This window comes from Streptomyces sp. NPDC005483 (assembly GCF_040606035.1).
GTDB lineage: Bacteria > Actinomycetota > Actinomycetes > Streptomycetales > Streptomycetaceae > Streptomyces.
Map to the genome: position 1 here is coordinate 42048 of NZ_JBEXEA010000010.1, position 18822 is coordinate 60869.

Below are 18822 nucleotides of genomic sequence, written 5' to 3' on the forward strand. Positions count from 1 at the left end.
CGGTCGTGTCCGGCCGCCCGGTTCAACGGTCCTCCCCCGCTCGCAGCACACGTACCAGGTCCACCCGGGCCAGCAGCCGGGCCAGGGCCAGCACCACCGCGCTGATGGCCCAAGCGGTCGCCACCGCGGTCAGCGCCACGACACCCCAGGGGATGACCAGCGGCAGCGGCGGATAGGGGGCCTGTCCGCTGTCGTCCACGGTGACCAGGGGCAGCACGGCCGATGCCAGGGCCACGCCCATGAGCGCCCCCGGGACGACCGCGAACAGCGACAGACTCAGCTGCTCGGCGCCCAGCAGCGCGGACAGGCTTCCGGCACGGACGCCGATCGCCCGCAGCAGGGCGAACTCCTTGCGTCGCTGCCGGGTGGAGACCACCGCGTGCACGGTGAAGGCGATGACCGCGAAACCTGGGGCCAGATACCGGACCAGTTCCAGTACCCGGCGCAGCCCGCTGCGGAACGGGTCGTCCCGCAACGATGCGGCGGTGCGTGCCGTGGTGGTGACGCGCCCCAGCGCGGGCTGCGCCTCGGCGGCGGCGGCCGTACGCGCGCTGTCGGTGCTGCTGAGCCGCCAGAACGCGGGATCCTCGGGGTCGGCACCGGCCCGGGTCAGGGCGGTGGCGAGTTGGCGCTGGTCGGCGATCAGATGCCCCTGTCCGCGGCCCAGTCCGGGCAGCGCGTCGACTCGGCCCACCACCGTGGCGGTGACCCGGGCGCCGCCCAGCTCCAGCGTGGTGGTGCTGCCCACGCCCAGGCGCGCCTCGTTCAGCGCCGAGGCGTCGGCGCGCACGGGCAGCGGTGCCGGCCGGCCGGTCGGGCCCGCTACGAGTCGCACCCGGCTGGCGGGCCGGGTGTCGTAGTCGCTGTCGGACAGGCCACCGAGGGCGTCTTCGGTGGCCTGGGAGGCCCGGATGCCGGTGCTGATGGTCGTCTGGAGGACTTCGGAGCCGCCGGGAACGACGGAGCACACTCCGGGGGTGCCGGGATCGTAGACGCCGGTCAGCTTTCCTTCGCACGCGCCCGCGGTGGAGTCGGCGGCGTGGTCCGTGCCGTTGGCCCAGACCTGCCCGGCGGGGAGCCGAGTGGCCCAGGTGTCCGCCGGGCCGCGCGCGCCCACCCGGAGCAGTTCCAGGTCCAGCCGCGCGGGACGCACCTTCGGCTGCGGCAGGACGCCGACGGCGGTCACCGTCAGCGGATACTCCCGGGGGTGACCGCCGCTCAGCGCCACGTCGAGTGGGACCACGACGGTGTGCCTGGTTCCGTCGGCGGCGGGCAGGCGGGTCGTCGCCGTGCTGACGAGGCCGGACGCGTCCTGCACGGTCAGTTCCAGGCTCGGCGCCGCCCGGCTGCCGTCGCTGCTCAGCCGCTCGTCCAGCAGCAGCGCGGTCGGACGCCCGGGGAGCCGTATCCCGAAGGCGGCCGGTGACGGGGTGCGGGGAGCGGGTCCGCCGATCGTGCCGGCCAGGTCCGCGTTGGCGCCGCCGGGCAGGGTCACGATCGACTGCGTCACCGGTGCCACGGCGGTCACCGCCGGCAGCGCGCGATAGGCGGCGCCCAGTACGGAGGAGGGATAACTGTCGGCCGCGGACGGAGAGATCCGCACGTCCGCGCCGACCGTGAACGCGGCCTCCTCGGACGCCAGTCCGTGCAGGCAGGCCAGCGCGGTGGTGGCGAAAGCGCTCACCGAGACGGCCAGGCACATCAGCACCACCGGCCCGGCGTTGCGCGCGGCCCGTCGGCTCAACTGCCAGCCGGCCAGGGCGAGGACGAGGCCCCGGCTGCGACGGGCGAACACGTCCAGCAGCCGGGACGTCAGCGGCAGCAGTCGTAGCAGCAGGAGCGCGGCGGCGCCGGCCACCAGGGCGGGCACCAGGACCAGCACCGGGTCCGCGGACGCGCTGCCGGTGCCCAGACCGGCGATCAGCGAGTGGTGCCGCCGCAGTTCCAGATACCCCAGGGCCGCGACGGCCAGCAACGCCAGGTCGGCGCCCAGCCGCTGCGCGGCGGCGGCCCGCGCGCCTCGGGTCGGCCTCGACCGCGCCGACGGCAGCACGGGCAGCAGCACCGCCGCCGCGTGCACCAGCAGGGTCAGACCCACCGCCGCCCACGCGCCGGTGCCCCGGCCACCGGGGTGCAGCAGCTCGGCCAGGAAGGGCGCGGCGACGGCGGCCGGAACGCCGGTGAGCGCCCACTCGGCCGCCGCACCGCGCAGCAACCGCAGGGTGCCGGCGCCTCTGGCCCGTTGGAGTGCCAGCTCACCGTGCCGACGCACCGTCAACTGACGCGCGGCCAGCACCAGGGTCGCCAGGGCGAGGGCGGCCAGCATCACGCTCGGCAGGTACAGCGAGGACCGGGCCGCCACCATCGGCACGGACAGGTCGTCGATCGCGCCCGGCAGACCGGAGCTCACTGTCAGGTCGTCGAGCGACGGCTCCCGCCCGCCGAACACGGAGATGCGGCTCTGGCTGCCGGAGAAAGCGCGCAGTCGGTCGTGCAGGTCGGGGAGGCTGCCCGCGTCGATACGGGAGAAGTCGGGCTGCACACTCCAGTGGGCGGTCAGCTGCCCGTTCAGGACGGCGCTTCCGTTGAGAGCGGACGCCGACACCACCAGCAGGCGCTGGTCGGCGGTCTGCCCCGGGGCCAGGTCGCCGGCCATCGCGGGCCAGAACCCGACGGCGCCGCTCGCCCGGAAGACGCCGGTGATCCGCAGCGTCATGGCGCGCCCGAAGGCGTCCTGCACCTGAAGGCTGGAGCCGGGTTTCACCACCAGACGCCTGGCGAGCGCGTCGGGCACCGCGGCGTCGACCGGGGCGGTGGACCCGGTGGCGACCCGGACCTCGGGGAGTGAGGTGAACGCGCCGGCCGGGGCGTCGGCCGTGTCGGCGGGCCACCGCCCGGATAACAGCCGCCCGAACCTGCCCCCGTCCTGCACCGCGACCGGGTGCAGCCCGCTGCCCCCGGGACCGCTCGGCGGGTCCGCCCCGTCGACCCCGGTCACGGATACCGGCGACGTGCCCACCAGCCCCACATAGGTCCGCTGCGGCACCCCGGCGAACACCCGCTCGGCGGCGGCCCGGACATCTCGATCGGCGGCGGCCATGCCTCCGGCTCGGAAGGACGCGCTGACGTTCACCTGCGCGTCGAGGTCGGCGGCCAGCCGCCGCACGGCCCCGGCCTGCACGGAATTCCCTGCCAGCGCCGCGAGCGCGGCAAGCGACGTCGCACAGAGCAGCACGGTCACCGTGACAGCGGCCAGCACCAGACCATGCTGCGTGGCCCGCCTGGCCACGACGGGTAGCCGTCGGCGGGCCGGGCGTGGAGTCTCCGGGCGTTGCCGCGGCGAAGACGTGAAGGCCGTGGCGACCACATGAACCCCCGCAGAATCGAACATGTGACGGTGACGGCGCGCCACAGTCCTACCAGGCATCCTCCCAACGGCACAAGAATTGCTGATCCGTCGTGGCCGCCGGTGACCTGTCGGTACCCCCCGGCAAGAAGGCGCTCCCCGGTGCGAAATACTCTCCCGATGAGTGCACGCACAACCCCGATCAGCCAGCCGATCACGATACGGAGGGCAGTCGCGCGGGATGCCAAGCGGCTCACGCGGATCGTGCGTGGCTCGTCCGCCTACGAGGGGAAGTACGCGGGCGCAGTTGCGGGCTACCGGGTCGGTCCTGATTACCTTGCGGCCCACCGCGTCTTTGTGGCCGTCGGTGCCGACGAGCACGGAGGCCGGGTCCTCGGGTTCTACTCGCTCGTCCTCGCCCCACCGGAGCTCGACCTGCTGTTCGTCGCCGACGACGTGCAAGGACGGGGTATCGGACGGCTGCTCGTCGCGCACATGCAGTCCGAGGCCCGTGCCGCCGGGGTCGACCGTCTCAGGGTCGTGTCGCACGTTTCCGCCGAGGACTTCTACCACCGTGTCGGTGCGGTGCGTACCGGGACCGTCTTCGCGAACCCGCCCGCCGTGCCGTGGGACCGTCCCGAGTTCGAGTTTCGCATTTCTTCGGGATGACGTGGTGTGCTGGTCGGCGGGGCACTGGTCTCGCTTGCGTGGTGGCCGGCGTGCGCTCCGCGTGGGCGTGCGCTTCTTCTGCCCTGGCGTGCTGATCGCCTGCGCCAGCGGCTTTCCCCCTGTGAATTCCGCACCTCCGGGGCTCCTGCGCCGGGGCGTCGGGGGTACACCGAGGCCCGCCCACCCGTCCTGGCCGAGGTCGCCGAAGCGGCCCGCACGACCGGCTGGCCATCGGCGGCGGCTTCACGATCGGCCGGGGCAAGGCGATCGCCCTGACCTCCGGCCTGCCCGTGATCAGTGTGCCGACGACCTACGCGGGCTCGGAGAGGACACCTGTGCGGGACCTGACCGAGTGCGGGCGCAAACGCACCGGCCGGGACCGGGGGCGGCCGTCCTCCGCCTCCTGACCGGCTCTGGCGTCGGGTTCTGCTGTCTGCTGTCTGCTGTCAGTTGTCTCGGCCGCGGCCGGAGAGCATGTCGCGTACGCGGTCGACCATGCCCGCACCCGGCGCGAGGAGCTTGTTGGCCGGCGGTGTGTCGGGCGCTGAGGGGTGCGGGCGGGTCGGGGCCGTCTTCTTGGCCGAGCGCACCTTCTCGCCCAGTTCCTCAAGGGCTTCGGGGGAGCACACGTCGGCAAGGAGCGGGAAGAGATGTCCTTCTTCGTCGGCTACGTGCGCGGTCACCGAGGTTTTCAGCTGCGTCACGAGCGAGTCGAACCTGACGTCGCCGGGCTCGCACTTTTCGAGCTCCTTGAGCATCCGCTCCACTTCGGCGTGGTCGGCGATCTCCTTGTCGGCGAGGTCGTCGCCGCCGTCGACGTAGCGGCGCACCGTGGGGTAAAGGTATTGCTCTTCGGCGACCGAGTGGCGGACCAGCTCCATCGTGAGCTGGTCGGCGAGACGGCGTCGGTTCTTGTCGTCTGCGGGCAGCGCTTGGATCTGCGCGAAGAGCTCGTCGACCTCGCGGTGGTCGGTGGTCAGTTCACTGATGACATTGCCGCCGTGTCCCATGGCTACTGTGTTCCTTTTCTCGGATTTTCCGGTGCTCTGCCAGGCTGCGGCATACGGAGCGCCCGCGCCCGTTCTGGTAGCCAGCGAGAGGACGAGATCTGCGCGGCGGTCGAGTCGCCGTGGCCTGATTTCTGCGGTTGTCCGCCACATGTCGCATTGCAGAATGCGGAAAGGGGAGCTACACCTTGGATTCCCTCGCAGAGGAAGGATGGGAGCCTACGATGCTGTCGCATTCACTGGAACAGGGTGTGCTCGTCATCGTCGTGCATGACGACCCCGGCATCGGCGGGCGGGCCGCCCTCCTCGCGGAGATCAGCGGCCTGGTGCACGCCCACAAGTCGGCACCCGTGGTCCTGGTTCTTGACGAACCTGCCGCATCCGGTGCAGCGGTGAGCGCCGTTCTGCGCGCCCACCGGATGTGCAGCGACCTCGGCGTGTTCATGTCCGTCGCCACCCCCAGCTTCCCCGCACGGCGCCTGCTCGAGGTGAACGCCGATACAACCGGCATCCGCCTGGCCATCCATGCCAGCGCCGAGACGGCCGTCAGCATCGCCGCCGCTTTCGCCACAGCCGCATGACGCAGCTGGTCGTCAGCTCGCTGGTCACCAACGCGGTGAAGTACGCACCCGGGCCCCTCATGCTCGATCCCTACGAGGACGCCGGGAACGTGTCCCGGGCAACGTCGACACCGACCTCCAGCAAGGTGACCGCCCCGATGATCACCTCGCGGACTCTGTGTGGGCATCGGGCTCGCGGGTAGCCGGTGAGCGTGACCGAATCCGCCATCGCCATCCTCGACATTGACGGCACGCTCATCGACTCCAACTACCAGCATGCGCTCGCCTGGTACCGGGCCCTGCGCTCGGTGGGCGAGACCTTTCCGGTGTGGCGGCTGCACCGGCTGATCGGGATGGGCGGGGACCACGTGGTCACCGCTGTCGGAGGCGAGGACCTGGAGCGCCGGGTGGGCGATGTGGCCCGGGAGCAGCAGGGCAAGGAGGTCGACGCGCTGCTGGAGGAGATGGCGCTCCTGCCCGGTGCGCGCGATCTGCTCGTGGCCATCAAGGAACGCGGTCATCGGCTGGTCCTGGCCAGCTCCGGCCAGCAGCGCCACGTGGACGTCTTTCTGGACAAGCTGGACGCCCGCGACATCGTCGACGACTGGACCACCAGCGCCGACGTCGAGTCCTCCAAGCCCACGCCGGACCTGCTCCAGGTGGCGCTCAAGAAGCTGGGCGCGCCGCCCGACGCGTCGAGTGTGATGGTCGGCGACTCCGTATGGGATGTTGAGGCGGCGAAGAGAGCAGGGATGCCGGCGATCGTCGTCCGTTCCGGCGGCTTCGGGGACGACGAGCTGCAGAAGGCCGGCGCCATCGCCCTCTACGACACCCCCGGCGACCTCGCGAAAGCGCTGAACGACACCCCACTCGCCTGACACCTCCGCCGCCGCCGAACCCGCGCCCGGATGAGGCACGCCGGGTCCGGTCGTGCGGTTCGAACGTCCACCGCCCCACCCCCGAGGGAGCACCGCGACCCATGACCGCCAACGAGACAGACCCCACCACGGCGACGAAGAGCACCCGCCCCGAAGCACCCGCCGAAGCCACGAGCGACGCCCCCACCGGCAGCCCCTTCCAGCCGCACCCCACCCTCCCCGAAGGGATGGGAGATCTCGACCGGCGCGCGATCGACACCGTGCGTGTGCTGGCGATGGACGCCGTGCAGAAGACCGGCAACGGCCACCCCGGCACCGCCATGAGCATGGCTCCCACGGCCTACCTGCTGTTCCAGAAGTGGCTGCGCCACGACCCGGGCGACCCGAACTGGGTCGGCCGTGACCGCTTCGTGCTGTCGATGGGGCACTCCAGCCTCACCTTGTACATCCAGCTCTTTCTCTCCGGCTACGGCCTGGAGATCTCGGATCTGGAGGCGCTGCGGACCTGGGGCTCTCTGACTCCTGGCCATCCCGAGGTCAATCACACGCCGGGGGTGGAGACGACGACCGGTCCGCTGGGCCAGGGCGTCGGCAACGCCGTCGGTATGGCGATGGCCGCCCGCCGTGAGCGCGGCCTGCTCGACCCCTCCGCCCCCGAAGGCGAGAGCGTCTTCGACCACGTCATCTGGGCGTTCGCCTCCGACGGCGACCTCGAGGAGGGCGTCAGCGGCGAGGCGTCGTCCCTGGCCGGTACTCAGGAGCTGGGGAACCTGGTCCTGGTCTACGACGACAACAGGATCTCGATCGAGGACAACACGGACGTCGCGTTCACCGAGGATGTCGGTAAGAGGTACGAGGCCTACGGCTGGCATGTGCAGCACGTCGACGACGGCGAGGACCTGGCTGCGGTCGACCGCGCGCTGGCCGCCGCCCGGGCCGAGACCGGCCGCCCGTCGCTGATCGTGCTGCGGACGATCATCGGCTGGCCCGCGCCGAACAAGCAGAACACCGGCGCGGCACACGGGTCGGCGCTGGGCGAGGACGAGGTCCGGGCGACCAAGGACATCCTCGGCTTCCACCCCGACAAGACGTTCGAGGTCGCCCCGGAGGTGCTCGAACACGCCCGCCGGGTCGCCCAGCGGGGCGAACAGGCGCACGCGAAGTGGCAGCAGCGCTTCGACGCCTGGCGCGCCGACAACCCCGACGGCGTCGCGCTGCTGGAGCGGCTGTCCACCCGCCGGCTGCCGCAGGGCTGGGCGGACGACCTGCCGACCTGGGACGCCGATCCGAAGGGTCTGGCCACCCGGAAGGCCTCCGGCGAGGTCCTCGCCGCCCTGTACCCGGTCCTGCCGGAGCTGTGGGGCGGTTCGGCCGACCTGGCGGAGAGCAACAACACTGCGGTCAAGGGAGAGGCATCCTTCCTGCCCACGGACCGGCAGACCAAGATGTGGTCGGGCGGCCCCTACGGGCGCACGCTGCACTTCGGAGTCCGTGAGCACGCCATGGGCGCGATCATGAACGGCATCGCGCTGCACGGCGGGACCCGCGTGTACGGCGGCACGTTCCTCACCTTCTCCGACTACATGCGCGGGGCGGTGCGGCTGGCCGCGCTCATGCAGCTCCCGGTCACGTACGTGTGGACGCACGACTCCATCGGCCTGGGCGAGGACGGCCCCACCCACCAGCCGATCGAGCACTACGCGGCGCTCAGGGCCATCCCCGGCCTGGACTTCGTCCGCCCGGCCGACGCCAACGAGACCGCGGTGGCCTGGCGCACCATCCTCGAGCACAACGACCGCCCGGCCGGGCTCGCGCTGTCCCGGCAGAACCTGCCCGTCTTCGACCGCACGGAGTTCGCCTCCGCCGAGGGCGTGGCCAGGGGCGGCTACGTGCTGGCCGAAGCCTCCAGCGGTACCCCCGAGGTCATCTTGATGGGGACCGGCTCCGAGGTGCAGATCGCCGTCGCAGCCCGCGAGACGCTGGAGGCCGACGGCATCGCGACGAGGGTCGTGTCACTGCCGTGCTGGGAGTGGTTCGCCGCCCAGGACCGGGCCTACCGGGAGCAGGTGCTGCCGCCCACGGTCCGCGCCCGGGTGAGCGTCGAGGCCGGCGTGCCCATGGGCTGGCGGGAGTACGTCGGTGACGCGGGCCGGATCGTCGGTCTGGACCACTACGGTGCCAGCGCCGCCTACACCGTGCTGTACGAGCAGTTCGGGCTCACCGCCGACGCGGTGGTCGCAGCGGCCCGGGAGAGCCTTGCCGCCGTCGAGGCGCCACCGGTGGCCCCCACCGGCCCGGACAGCACCGGCGTCCTGCACACCCCCACCGGCGATCGCTGAACCGCCGGCCCTCCTACGAGGATCAGGTGCACGCGATGGCCATCCGCAAGGTCAGCGTCTGAGAAGGCGCTGCGGACCAGCGCCGCCGCTGACGTCCGCGACGCCTGCGACCGACTCGCCCCGGTGGCACAGCGCACCGGCCCCGAAGGCCGGGTGTCGCGCTGTCCCCGGGGCGGCGCACGACACCGGCACGTGAGTCGCGGGTCGATCCGGACGCCGCCCGACTGGTCACCTCGTGGAGAACAGGCCGGGTTCCGGAGGCGAGGATCCTTCGGCGCCGACGCCGTTCGTGACCCGCAGGAACTCCAGCTTCTCCGCATCGACCGACCCCGCGGCCACCGTGTAGAGGACGAGACGGACGTCGCATCCCGGGACGGTGAGCACGTCGCAGTCGCACGTCACCTCGCCGACCTGGGGGTGCACGACGGTCTTGCGGGCGGAGACGTGCTGACCGACCGCACCCTCGTCCCACAGCCGGGCGAACTCCGCACTGGTGGAGCGCAGTTCCGCGACAAGGTCGATGAGTGCACTGTCGTGGGGGTAGTCGATGAGGGCCGTGCGCAGATCGGCGACGAGGGCGGGATTCAGGCCGTCGCCGTCCTGGATGACGGGCCAGGCCGCGAGCCCTCTGGGCCCTGAGGTGAAGACCGTCCGCACCAGGTTCCGCTCGCGGGGCGTCCGCGCGCTGGGGTCGCCTATGAGCGCTGCCCAGGCGGGAGTCCAGGACAGCAGAGTCCAGTCGGCACTGAACACGCCCACGGGGAACTCCCCGAGGCGAGCCAGCATCCGCTGGACCCCCGCCGGCACGTGCGTGGAGATCGTCCCGTCCTGGGGTGGGAGGAGACCGGCCAGCCGGTAGGCGTAATCGCGCTCCGCCGGCTGCAGTTGCAATGCCCTGGCAAGGCTCGCGACGACCTGGGCCGAAGGGCTCGTGGCCCGCCCCTGCTCAAGCCGCACCACATAGTCGACGGACAGCCCGGCGAGGTCGGCCAGTTCCTCACGTCGCAATCCCAGCGCACGCCGTCCGGGCCGCGACGTCCGTCCGACGTCGACGGGGGAAAGGCGGTCGCGCCAGCGCCGCAATGCCGTGCCAAGGGTCTCGTCCACCGGACCATTGTGTCCGCCGGAGGGCCGTCGTGCCTGGTACTGACAGTCCTACCGTCGCAGGGGGCACTGGTTGTCCTCTCGTCACCGGCCGAGAGTGAACGCATGACCACAACGTTCATCACAGGAGCCAACAAGTCCCTCGGGTACGAGACGGCCCGCCGACTGATCGAGGCCGGCCACACCGTCCTCGTCGGCGCTCGCGACACCGCGCGCGGCCAAGCGGCCGCCGACACACTCGGCGCCCGTTTCGTGCAGATCGACGTGACCGACGACGCGTCGGTGGCCGCGGCCGCCGCCGACATCGGGGGCCGCGAGGGCGGCATCGACGTCCTGATCAACAACGCGGGCGTCCTGGGATCGCACAGCCCCGCCGACCAGCTCACGGCCGCTGACGCGAGCGAGGTGTTCGAGGTCAATGTCGTGGGGATCGTCCGGGTGACGCACGCGTTCCTGCCCCTGCTGCGCAAGTCCGCGAACCCGGTCATCGTCAACGTGTCCAGCGGTATGGGGTCGTTCGCGGCCACTCATGACCCCGGGCGCGTCGAAAGCCGGGCCGTCGTGCCGCTCTACACCTCGTCCAAGGCGGCCGTGACCATGCTGACCACGCAGTACGCGAAGTCCTGGCCGGACGTGAAGGTGAACGCGGCCGACCCGGGCTACACCGCGACCGACTTCAACGGGCACAGCGGCCCGCAGACCGTGAGCGAGGGGACCGACGCGATCGTCGAACTCGCCACCATCGGCGCGGACGGCCCGACCGGAGTCTTCCGTGACCGCCACGGGGTGGTGGCCTGGTGATCCACCTCTGAACCCGGTGCGGACGCGGCACTCACGAGACCCGCGGAGTGCGGCCGCACGGCACCGGGGTCGCGATCCGGCTCCTCGCGAGGGCGCGCACGCCAGAATGGGGTGGGGTCGCGGCGGAGCGTGCGGCACTGTCCGACGATGGCCTGCCGTGCTGGTCGGCCCCGGTCCGGGGTGAGGGCCCGGGCCCGCCGTGGGGGAGGGGTGGTGCTGGTCCGCAGAGGTGCGTCAGGAGCATGAGCCAGGCGCACTTGAGCAGGGCTGCCAGTCAGGCCCACTGCACTCGGTGACCGCTGGTATCGGGTGGCCTGCGCGGCAGAGGCCCGCAAGGCCGCCCGGGCCGTCCCGAGCACCACGGCATGCCACGGCCTGCCACAGCCCGAGCCTGCGCCGGGCCGGGCTGCTCAGGACATCGCGGACCGTCGCTCGAACACCACCTCCCGGGCCGTCCCGAGCGCCGTCGCCACCGCGCCGAGGAGGACCGCGTCCTCGCCGAGCCGGCTGGGGGCGAGTTTCGGGCGCAATGGGGTCAGGGCTTTGAGGTTGTCCCGCACCGGCTTCAGGAGAAGGTCGACGCTGTGGCCGACTCCGCCGCCGAGGACCACGAGGTCCGGGTCGAGAACGGCGGCCGCCGCGGCCACCGTGTGGGCGATGCGCTCGCCTTCCAGCCGGACCGCCTGGACGGCGGCGTCGTTTCCTTGCCGAGCCGCGTCGAACACGGCCTTCGCGGTGAGCTGCCCCCGCATGCCGAACCGGCGCGCCGCCTCCACGACCGCCACGCCCGACACCGCGTCCTCGAGCCGCTCCGGCTTCTGCTGTCCGGGCCACGGCAGGAATCCGATCTCCCCGGCGAGCCCGTGCGCCCCCGTGAACAAACGCCCCTCGCTCACCACGCCCATGCCGAGACCGGTGCCGATGAGGATGTACGCGAACAGTCGGCTCCCTGCTCCCACGCCGTACGTGTACTCACCGAGGGCGGCGAGGTTGGCGTCGTTGTGCACCTCCAGCGGGATGCCCAGCTCCTCGCGCATCCGGTCGAAGAGGCCGGCACGCCCCCAGCCCGGCAGGTGCATCGCGTACCGCACCCGGCGGTGCTCCTCGTCGTACACACCCGGCGTGCCCACCACCGCGTGCACCACCTCGTCCGGCGCCATGCCCGAACGGTCGACGGCCTGCCGGGCCGTCGACACCACCAGGTCGGCCATCGCACCCGAGCTGCGGGCCTGGTTGCGCACGTCGGAACGGGCGACGACCGTGCCGTCCAGGTTGGCCACGGCGACCCGCAGCCAGCTCCGGCCGACGTCGATGCCGAGGACATGACCGGCCGCCGGATCGGGCGCGTACAGCACCGCCGTACGACCGCGTTCGGGCACGTGGGTGCCCACCTCGCGGACCAGTCCGGCCGACTCCAGTGCGGCGAGGGCGCTGGAGACGGTCGGTTTGGACAGGCCGCTCTCCCGGGCGAGCTGCGCCCGGGACGCGGGGCCGGCCGCACGCAGCCGCTCCAGCAGCAACCGCTCGTTGGTGCTGCGCAGCCGCTGCCGGTTCCAGGGCTGCTCTTGCTCTACGACGTCACCGGCGGCCATCGCACCATTCTCACGCACAGGGAGCCCCCTCTTGACGCATCAAGTAAGGCTCCTTAACTTTATCGGCCAAGACACCGGATACCGGCCCGCACGCCGCCCCTCACCCCCTTCGCGCCTCACCACCCCAGGAGCCTGCATGTCCGGTAGCCCGCCGCCCAGCGGTGGTTTCGTCCGTCGCGTCGGCCTGTTCCAGGCCACGGCCATCAACATGAGCCAGATGTGCGGCATCGGTCCGTTCGTCACGATCCCGCTGATGGTCGCCGCGTTCGGCGGCCCGCAGGCGGTGGTCGGATTCGTCGCGGGCGCGATCCTCGCGCTGGCCGACGGACTGGTGTGGGCCGAACTGGGCGCCGCGATGCCCGGCTCCGGCGGCAGTTACGTCTATCTGCGCCAGGCCTTCCAGTACCGCACCGGCCGGCTGATGCCGTTCCTGTTCGTCTGGACGGCGATGCTCTTCATCCCGCTGATCATGTCGACCGGCGTGGTCGGTTTCGTCCAGTACCTGGGCTACCTCGCCCCCGACCTGGGAAAGACCTCCGGCGACCTGGTCGGCCTGGGCGTCATCGCCCTGGTCGTGATCCTGCTGTGGCGGGGCATCGAGCACATCGCGCGCATCACGGCCGTGATGTGGGCGGTCATGATCACATCGGTGCTGCTGGTCATCCTGGCCGCGGCGACCGACTTCAGTACCCATCTCGCCTTCACCTACCCGGCGCACGCCTTCGACCTGGGCAGCAACACCTTCTGGATCGGCTTTGCGGGCGGCCTGACCATCGGCATCTACGACTACCTCGGCTACAACACCACCGCCTACATGGGCGCCGAGATCAAGGACCCGGGCCGCAACCTGCCCCGCTCGATCATCTTCTCCATCCTGGGCATCATGGCGATCTACCTGCTGTTGCAGATCGGCACGCTGGGCGTGATCGACTGGCATCGCATGACGGACGCGAAGGACATCGCCTCCACCTCGGTGGCCTCGGCGGTACTGGAGGAGACCTGGGGCAAGGGAGCCGCCGACACGGTCACCGTCCTCATCCTGATCACGGCCTTCGCCTCGGTCTTCACCGGCCTGCTCGGCGGCTCGCGCGTGCCCTACGACGCCGCCCGCGACCGGGTCTTCTTCCGCCCCTACGCCAAGCTCCATTCCAAGCATCGCTTCCCCACCCTCGGCCTCGCGACGATGGGCGTGATCACGGCGATCGGGTTCCTGATCGGCCGTCACACCGACCTGGCGACCCTGATCCAGCTCCTGACGACAGTGATGGTCATCGTCCAGGCGCTGGCCCAGATCGTGGCGCTGAGCGTGCTGCGCAGGCGACAGGCGACGCTGAAGCGGCCGTACCGGATGTGGCTCTACCCGGTGCCGAGCATCATCGCCTTCGCCGGCTGGTGCGTGATCTACGGTTACGCGGACAAGAACTCGCCGGGCCGCCACCCCATCGAGTGGTCGCTGGCCTGGCTGGCCCTCGGCTGCGTGGCGTACGTGCTGTGGGCACGCTTCGAGAAGGTGTGGCCGTTCGGCCCGAAGGAGATCACGGAGGAGTACCTGACGCCCGAGACAGCACGAGCGGAGCCGGCGGGCGCGTAACCTCGCCGACGTCTCCAGACGCCGACGTGCCGTGGCGGGAGACCTGCAGCGAGGTCTGGCTCATCCTGTCCGAGGCAGTCGGTCTCCGCGTCGTAGACAAGATCGACACCAGTCCCCGGCACCCGCGCTCCGAGGACGGCACCGATCCCCTCCCCACGGCACGAGACGCCGAGACCACGTCCCTCTGGCATCTGAGCGGCACGCCATGAGCGGCACCCGCACCGCCCACCGCATGGTGCCGTCCGGGGCGTAGACGCCTTGCTCGAGGGAGCTGGTCGGACGGGCGGGTAGCGGGGCGCGAGCCGGTGGACGTTCTCCCTGGCGCAGGCCAGGGCAGCGGGCTGATGCCGGTGGCCACGACACGCTGGATGCCGCGATAGGCCAGGACTGCGGCGAGGACGCCGGTTCCCGTGCCGAGGTCAAACGCCGTACCGGCATGACGATCTCGCCGGGAGCGGGGCCTCAGCTGTTCTGGATGTGCCGGGCCGCTGCCACGAGTTCGGCAGGAAGCGCGGGGCCGGCGCACGCGAGATCAATCAGCAGGTCGCGGTACGAGTCGTTCGGCAGGTTCGGCGCCAGCTCGACGAGTTCGCTCAGATCGGCAGGCGAGCCGGTCAGTCGTGCCCGGTAGGCAGCCCCGGCCGCGCGAAGTGAGAGCTCAGCCGGCTCGTACCTCATCCCCTGATCGACGAGCCGGACCGCAGAGGTGAAGTCGCCCTGCTCAGCATGCACATCGGCCAGGTCGAGACAGAGCGACCAGTTGGCCGGGTCCAGGGCAAGAGCACGCTCGAACGCCGCCACGGTCTGCTGAAGATCACCCAGCTTGCGCCACGTGCCCGCTCGCACGACTTCCGTCAGCATGATCCGTTCGACGGAGTCCGCCTGGTCGCAGAGGGCAAAGGCCGCATCGGTGAGACCGCATGTCCGCAGCAGGATCGCCATCTTGGCCAACGCGTCCGGCAATGGCTGGCGCGCGGCGACCACGTCGATGGCTCGGAACCAGGGCCGGAATCGTTCCCGCGTGCTTTCGTTGTCCACAACATGGCCATGGTCCATCGTCCGCATCGCGGCCTCGGCCAGCCAGTCGGCACCCACCGCACCGAGGAATTCAGCATCGCTGAACCAGGGGGCTTTGGCCCACGCGATGTCCGGTCGCGCACCCGTGACCGATCCGATCGCCAGCGCCGCGCTGTTCATGTCCCCTTCAAGGAAACTGAAGTACGACTGCGCCAGTACCGTCCTCAAGGAGTCGGCACCCCTGATGACCTCGGCGAGATCCGGCTGCTTGTCACTCCACAACTCGGCAAGCACCGCATACGGCTCGGGGTTCTCGGGCGCGGAGGCGATGGCACCCGCCAGGTGGTCCACGGCTGCTGATGGACTGCCCCCGCAGTGCACCATCACCCGGGCAAGACCTACTCCAGCTGCTACGGCCCGATTCGACATCGTCCGATGATATCCCTGGTCCGGCCGTCGGACCGCGGCGTCGGAACCGTCCTGAACAGATCCGTTCACCGGCCTGAGCCCGCGGCAGTTCGGCCCCCGCTGTTCGGGATCTCAAAGTCCGCTGCTCGCGCTCCGGCCGCGCGCTGATCGTGGTTGGCGCCCGGCGCCCACCAGCGACTACACGGTCGCCGAGTAGTCCCAGGATCAGCGGCTACACCAACCACTCTGCGTCGCGGTCGGCTGCACCATGACGATCGCGGACGGCGGCTACCCGGCACCGGCTTCGTGATGCCCCACCCCCGGGACGTCTATGCTCTGGGCTCGGTCCCGGCCCGCAGAAAACGACCCCAGATCTGGGCCTTGCGATAGGGGCCATCCCCGCTGCTGTCATGCTGCGGTGTGTCGAAGGCGACCCAGTACAGCAACTCACCCGGGAGCGCCTGGGCATGCTTGTTGGGTTCGGGTGCGGCCATCGCATCGATCGTTCCAGCAAACTCGACCTGCCAAGGACCGTCCCAGTCCTGCGCGCGAACGACCGTGACACGACTGCCCGGAGCCAGCGCTCCCGTCGGCCATGTCTGGCTCAAGGGACGGCCGAGGATGTGCTCGACCGCCTGGCGGTCCTCCACCTGCGCGGGAACAGGGCCCGAACTGTCTGTCATGCCGATCACTGTGCCCGCACCACTTCAGGATCGCCAGAGGATTAAGACCTGACAACGGCGGCCGGCCGTACGGAAGGTGCGGATCGGTGTCCAGCGCGGCGCTCACGCCTCCTCGCCGACGAAGATGGCGGCGCCCGGGCAGACGCTCGCGGCCTCGCGCACGGCGGCATGCTGCTCGGCAGCGGGCTCCGCGTCCAGCAGGATGACGATGCCGTCCTCATCGCGCTGGTCGAACACCTCGGGGGCGATGAGCACGCACTGGCCGGCGCCGCAGCACTTCTCCTCGTCGACGGTGATCTTCATGCTGGGTCCTCCTCAGGATCTGGTGGGGGCGGGGGATGAGGGGGGGCGAGCAGCAGTCGCCGTGATCGCGTCGGTGAGCAATGTCGCCGTGTGCTGCCACAACGACTGGAGTGCCCTAGGCCGGGGTTCGCTGCTGTTCGGTGCGGTGGTGGACGATCAGCAGCCGGGCTGGGTCGGATCGTTCGGGCGCGCACAGATCGCGGCAGGCGGTTCAGACGGAGGCGAGTTCGTCATCACCTGCGCTGCGAACGGGCATCGCCCGGCGTGATCGGCTCACGGGTCTCCGTGGTCCGCACGGTCTCGGTCCGCACGCTTGCGGCGCCCGCGGTCACCAGCGCACTGGAAGCTCACGCAGCGGTGTGGTGATGAGCCCATCGACGCGGCGCAGCTCCTGCGGGGCGACCGCGAGGGCGAGAGTGGGCAGACGGCGCAACAGCACGGTGAGCACGGTCTGCATCTCGGTACGGGCGAGGGGCTGGCCGAGGCAGGAGTGCGGGCCGGCTCCGAAGGCGAGGTGCGGGTTGGGGGTGCGGGCCAGATCCATCTCCTCGGCGCCCCCGAACGCGTCGGTGTCGCGGTTGGCCGCCGCCATGCTGAACACCACGGTGGTGCCCTGGGGGAGCACGGCGCCGCTGGGTACCTCGGTGTCCTCGTGGACGTAGCGGAGCATGCCGAAGCCCGTGTAGGGCTCGTAGCGCAGCACCTCCTCCACCGCGGAGCGGATGAGTGAGCGGTCCTGCAGGAGCTGTTCCCAGCGTTCGCGGTCGGCGAGCAGTACGGCCGCCATGGTCGTGATGAAACCAGCCGTGGTCTCGTGCCCGGCCAGCAACAACGCCTGGCCGGTGGCCGCGAGGGCCAGGTCGGACATCGGGCGCCCCTCCGTGTCGGTGGCCATGATCAGCTCGCTGATCAGGTCGTCCTGTGGGGCCCGCCGCTTCTCCGTGACCAGGCCGGCCATGTACGCGCCGAAGTCGCGGTGCGCCGCTTCCACCTCGGCGGCGGAGTACTTGGTGAGATTGAGGAAGGTGTCGGACCAGTTCTTGAAGTCGTCGCGGTCGCTCTCCGGGACGCCGAGCATGTCGCAGATGACGTACACCGGCAACGGGAACGCCAAGTGCCGGAGCAGGTCGGCCGGTTGGCCGTGGTCCAGCATGCCGTCGACGAGTTGGTCGGCCATCGCCTCGATCCTGGGCACCAGTGCCCGCATACGCTTAGCCGTGAACCACTTGCCGACCATGCGCCGCCAGCGGCCGTGTCCCTCGGCGTTGAGCGCCCTCGCCATCGGACTGTCGAAGATGCTTCCCGCCTCGGCGGTGATCCGGGCCGCGTCCGGTCGGGCCAGGCCCTCGCGGCTCAGCCGCGGATCGGACAGCGCGAGCCTGACGTCCCCGTAACGGGTGAGCAGCGTCGCCCGGTCACCGCTGGGCAGCGTCACGTGTGCGACGGGGCACTTCTGGCGCAGCTCCGGCCACTCCGTGGGCGGCTGAAGCGCCGCCGGGGCGGCGAGCGGATAGGGCAGCGACTGGTCCTTCTGGATCTCACTCACAAGGGCTCCTCGGTCCGTGCCTGGCCGACCGGCTCAGCCAATCCCAGGGTGAGATCTCATTCAAGCGACTGACTTACGAGGCGGCGTGAAATCTCCGGGGGTGAAGCGCGGCCGCTCCGCGCGTACTCCGTCTCTGAGCCGCGAGGACGCGGGCGTGGAAGCCCTGCTCGGGGGCGGGGCCGGCTCAAGGACAAGAACCGGTCCAGGCTCACCCCCGCCCGGCCCGCGCTCATGTGCTTCGCTCCCCGCGTCGGTGGGGATGGGGGGCGATGTTGGCTTGATCGATGGTGGTGCCATATGACGATCATCAGCATCAGGTCGCCGGGGTGTCCGGAGACCTGGCCTCCATGACGGCAAGGCCCGCCGGAGTGATGCCGACGGGCCATGCCAGAAGAAGGAACTGCGTTTGCTGCAAGGGGCTTCAGCTGATGAAGGAGCCCGGGGCGCAGGCGGACGAGGTCACCCAGGTGTGCGACTGGATGTTGTTGTTCATGTTCTCGTTGTTGGTGAAGTGGTTCCGGCTGAGGTCGTCCACGTACTTCTCGCCCGGCAGGAGGCAGCCGTACGAGGTGTCCCTGTAGTTGTCGAGCCAGTAGAAGGCCACGACGTCCTTGCCGCCGACGAAGCCGCTGTTCATCACGGACGAGGCGCTGTTCGCGTCGCTGCCCTGGAAGGGGCCGAGGTTGTCGCCCCATGAGGGGTCGCTGCCCGCGGTGACGCCGAGGAGTGCGCCGCCGCAGTCGGTGCCGTCCCAGGCGCGGACGTCGCCGTCGCGGCCGTGGGCGTTCCAGTTGGCGTTGCAGCCGGGGCCCGCGTGAGCGGTGGCCGGAATGGCGAGGCCGAGGGCCGCGAGGCCCAGGGTGGCGAGGGAGACGGTCAGCTTGCGCATGACGGATTCCTGTTCTGCTTGCGCCTCGTGGGAGGCGTGGATGGGATGGGTGGGGTGAGGGTCCGCGAGCGTCATCGCGGGGTCCGTCC

At 70.8% G+C, this 18822-nt stretch carries 17 protein-coding genes and 2 pseudogenes; 9 read left to right on the forward strand and 10 right to left on the reverse strand.

Going from position 1 to position 18822, the window contains the following annotated elements; genetic code table 11:
- Window positions 1–22 precede the first annotated feature (22 nt).
- Window positions 23–3259, reverse strand: a complete 3237-nt coding sequence (locus tag ABZT06_RS20390) for an ABC transporter permease (RefSeq protein ID WP_355742376.1) — start codon at window positions 3257–3259, stop codon at window positions 23–25.
- A gap of 267 nt (window positions 3260–3526) precedes the next feature.
- On the opposite strand from ABZT06_RS20390, the gene ABZT06_RS20395 reads away from it, so the two are divergent.
- Window positions 3527–4015, forward strand: a complete 489-nt coding sequence (locus ABZT06_RS20395) for a GNAT family N-acetyltransferase (RefSeq protein WP_355742379.1) — start codon at window positions 3527–3529, stop codon at window positions 4013–4015.
- Between the two features lie 224 nt (window positions 4016–4239).
- Window positions 4240–4395 (forward strand): annotated as a pseudogene (locus ABZT06_RS20400) (maleylacetate reductase); the annotation flags it as partial.
- Between the two features lie 66 nt (window positions 4396–4461).
- On the opposite strand, the gene ABZT06_RS20405 reads toward ABZT06_RS20400, so the two are convergent.
- Window positions 4462–5025 carry a hemerythrin domain-containing protein gene (locus ABZT06_RS20405; RefSeq protein WP_355742381.1) on the reverse strand — a complete coding sequence of 188 codons (564 nt, stop codon included), beginning with the start codon at window positions 5023–5025 and terminating at the stop codon, window positions 4462–4464.
- A 221-nt stretch (window positions 5026–5246) separates the two neighbouring features.
- Between ABZT06_RS20405 and ABZT06_RS20410 the strand changes: the two genes are divergently transcribed.
- From ABZT06_RS20410 to tkt, 4 genes are all read left to right on the forward strand, one after another.
- A complete protein-coding gene (locus tag ABZT06_RS20410) occupies window positions 5247–5603 on the forward strand; it encodes a hypothetical protein (RefSeq protein ID WP_355742383.1) in 357 nt (118 codons plus the stop codon).
- Window positions 5600–5785: a hypothetical protein gene (locus ABZT06_RS20415; protein WP_355742386.1), complete on the forward strand. Its 186-nt coding sequence runs from the start codon at window positions 5600–5602 to the stop codon at window positions 5783–5785. The genes ABZT06_RS20410 and ABZT06_RS20415 overlap by 4 nt, the downstream gene beginning before the upstream one ends.
- A gap of 9 nt (window positions 5786–5794) precedes the next feature.
- Window positions 5795–6460, forward strand: coding sequence for an HAD family hydrolase (locus ABZT06_RS20420; RefSeq protein ID WP_355742388.1), 666 nt, complete (start codon window positions 5795–5797; stop codon window positions 6458–6460).
- A 227-nt stretch (window positions 6461–6687) separates the two neighbouring features.
- Window positions 6688–8799, forward strand: a complete 2112-nt coding sequence (tkt, locus tag ABZT06_RS20425; protein WP_355743061.1) for a transketolase — start codon at window positions 6688–6690, stop codon at window positions 8797–8799.
- A 228-nt stretch (window positions 8800–9027) separates the two neighbouring features.
- On the opposite strand, the gene ABZT06_RS20430 is transcribed toward tkt, so the two are convergent.
- A complete protein-coding gene (locus ABZT06_RS20430) occupies window positions 9028–9906 on the reverse strand; it encodes a helix-turn-helix transcriptional regulator (RefSeq protein ID WP_355742391.1) in 879 nt (292 codons plus the stop codon).
- Window positions 9907–10008: 102 nt separating this feature from the next.
- On the opposite strand from ABZT06_RS20430, the gene ABZT06_RS20435 reads away from it, so the two are divergent.
- Entirely contained in the window at window positions 10009–10704 is a 696-nt protein-coding gene (locus ABZT06_RS20435) for an SDR family NAD(P)-dependent oxidoreductase (protein ID WP_355742394.1), read from the forward strand.
- Between the two features lie 410 nt (window positions 10705–11114).
- Here ABZT06_RS20435 and ABZT06_RS20440 read toward each other — a convergent pair whose 3' ends face one another.
- Window positions 11115–12296, reverse strand: a complete 1182-nt coding sequence (locus ABZT06_RS20440) for an ROK family transcriptional regulator (protein ID WP_355742397.1) — start codon at window positions 12294–12296, stop codon at window positions 11115–11117.
- A gap of 136 nt (window positions 12297–12432) precedes the next feature.
- On the opposite strand from ABZT06_RS20440, the gene ABZT06_RS20445 reads away from it, so the two are divergent.
- Window positions 12433–13887, forward strand: coding sequence for an APC family permease (locus ABZT06_RS20445; RefSeq protein WP_355742400.1), 1455 nt, complete (start codon window positions 12433–12435; stop codon window positions 13885–13887).
- A 240-nt stretch (window positions 13888–14127) separates the two neighbouring features.
- Here the strand turns inward: ABZT06_RS20445 and ABZT06_RS20450 are convergent.
- The 4 genes and pseudogenes from ABZT06_RS20450 to ABZT06_RS20465 form a co-directional block, all read right to left on the reverse strand.
- Window positions 14128–14317, reverse strand: a pseudogene (locus ABZT06_RS20450) (50S ribosomal protein L11 methyltransferase); the annotation flags it as partial.
- A 32-nt stretch (window positions 14318–14349) separates the two neighbouring features.
- On the reverse strand, window positions 14350–15255 hold the full coding sequence (locus tag ABZT06_RS20455; protein WP_355742403.1) for a tetratricopeptide repeat protein: 906 nt from the start codon (window positions 15253–15255) through the stop codon (window positions 14350–14352).
- A 386-nt stretch (window positions 15256–15641) separates the two neighbouring features.
- Window positions 15642–15995 carry a ferrous iron transport protein A gene (locus ABZT06_RS20460; RefSeq protein ID WP_355742405.1) on the reverse strand — a complete coding sequence of 118 codons (354 nt, stop codon included), beginning with the start codon at window positions 15993–15995 and terminating at the stop codon, window positions 15642–15644.
- A gap of 102 nt (window positions 15996–16097) precedes the next feature.
- Window positions 16098–16298 carry a ferredoxin gene (locus ABZT06_RS20465; RefSeq protein ID WP_355742408.1) on the reverse strand — a complete coding sequence of 67 codons (201 nt, stop codon included), beginning with the start codon at window positions 16296–16298 and terminating at the stop codon, window positions 16098–16100.
- Here ABZT06_RS20465 and ABZT06_RS20470 point away from each other — a divergent pair.
- Entirely contained in the window at window positions 16288–16566 is a 279-nt protein-coding gene (locus ABZT06_RS20470; RefSeq protein ID WP_355742411.1) for a hypothetical protein, read from the forward strand. The genes ABZT06_RS20465 and ABZT06_RS20470 overlap by 11 nt on opposite strands.
- A gap of 60 nt (window positions 16567–16626) precedes the next feature.
- On the opposite strand, the gene ABZT06_RS20475 is transcribed toward ABZT06_RS20470, so the two are convergent.
- Complete coding sequence (locus ABZT06_RS20475) at window positions 16627–17844, reverse strand: cytochrome P450 (RefSeq protein ID WP_355742414.1); 1218 nt, start codon at window positions 17842–17844, stop codon at window positions 16627–16629.
- A 421-nt stretch (window positions 17845–18265) separates the two neighbouring features.
- Window positions 18266–18733: a hypothetical protein gene (locus ABZT06_RS20480; protein WP_355742416.1), complete on the reverse strand. Its 468-nt coding sequence runs from the start codon at window positions 18731–18733 to the stop codon at window positions 18266–18268.
- Between the last annotated feature and the right edge of the window lie 89 nt (window positions 18734–18822).

Excerpts from the sequence above, each read along its gene's own strand:
- ABZT06_RS20395 (WP_355742379.1), top strand. The coding sequence starts at position 3,527 with ATGAGTGCACGCACAACCCCGATCAGCCAGCCGATCACGATACGGAGG.
- ABZT06_RS20405 (WP_355742381.1), bottom strand. The coding sequence starts at position 5,025 with ATGGGACACGGCGGCAATGTCATCAGTGAACTGACCACCGACCACCGC.
- ABZT06_RS20410 (WP_355742383.1), top strand. The coding sequence starts at position 5,247 with ATGCTGTCGCATTCACTGGAACAGGGTGTGCTCGTCATCGTCGTGCAT.
- ABZT06_RS20415 (WP_355742386.1), top strand. The coding sequence starts at position 5,600 with ATGACGCAGCTGGTCGTCAGCTCGCTGGTCACCAACGCGGTGAAGTAC.
- tkt (WP_355743061.1), top strand. The coding sequence starts at position 6,688 with ATGGGAGATCTCGACCGGCGCGCGATCGACACCGTGCGTGTGCTGGCG.
- ABZT06_RS20435 (WP_355742394.1), top strand. The coding sequence starts at position 10,009 with ATGACCACAACGTTCATCACAGGAGCCAACAAGTCCCTCGGGTACGAG.
- ABZT06_RS20440 (WP_355742397.1), bottom strand. The coding sequence starts at position 12,296 with ATGGCCGCCGGTGACGTCGTAGAGCAAGAGCAGCCCTGGAACCGGCAG.
- ABZT06_RS20445 (WP_355742400.1), top strand. The coding sequence starts at position 12,433 with ATGTCCGGTAGCCCGCCGCCCAGCGGTGGTTTCGTCCGTCGCGTCGGC.
- ABZT06_RS20460 (WP_355742405.1), bottom strand. The coding sequence starts at position 15,995 with ATGACAGACAGTTCGGGCCCTGTTCCCGCGCAGGTGGAGGACCGCCAG.
- ABZT06_RS20465 (WP_355742408.1), bottom strand. The coding sequence starts at position 16,298 with ATGAAGATCACCGTCGACGAGGAGAAGTGCTGCGGCGCCGGCCAGTGC.
- ABZT06_RS20480 (WP_355742416.1), bottom strand. The coding sequence starts at position 18,733 with ATGCGCAAGCTGACCGTCTCCCTCGCCACCCTGGGCCTCGCGGCCCTC.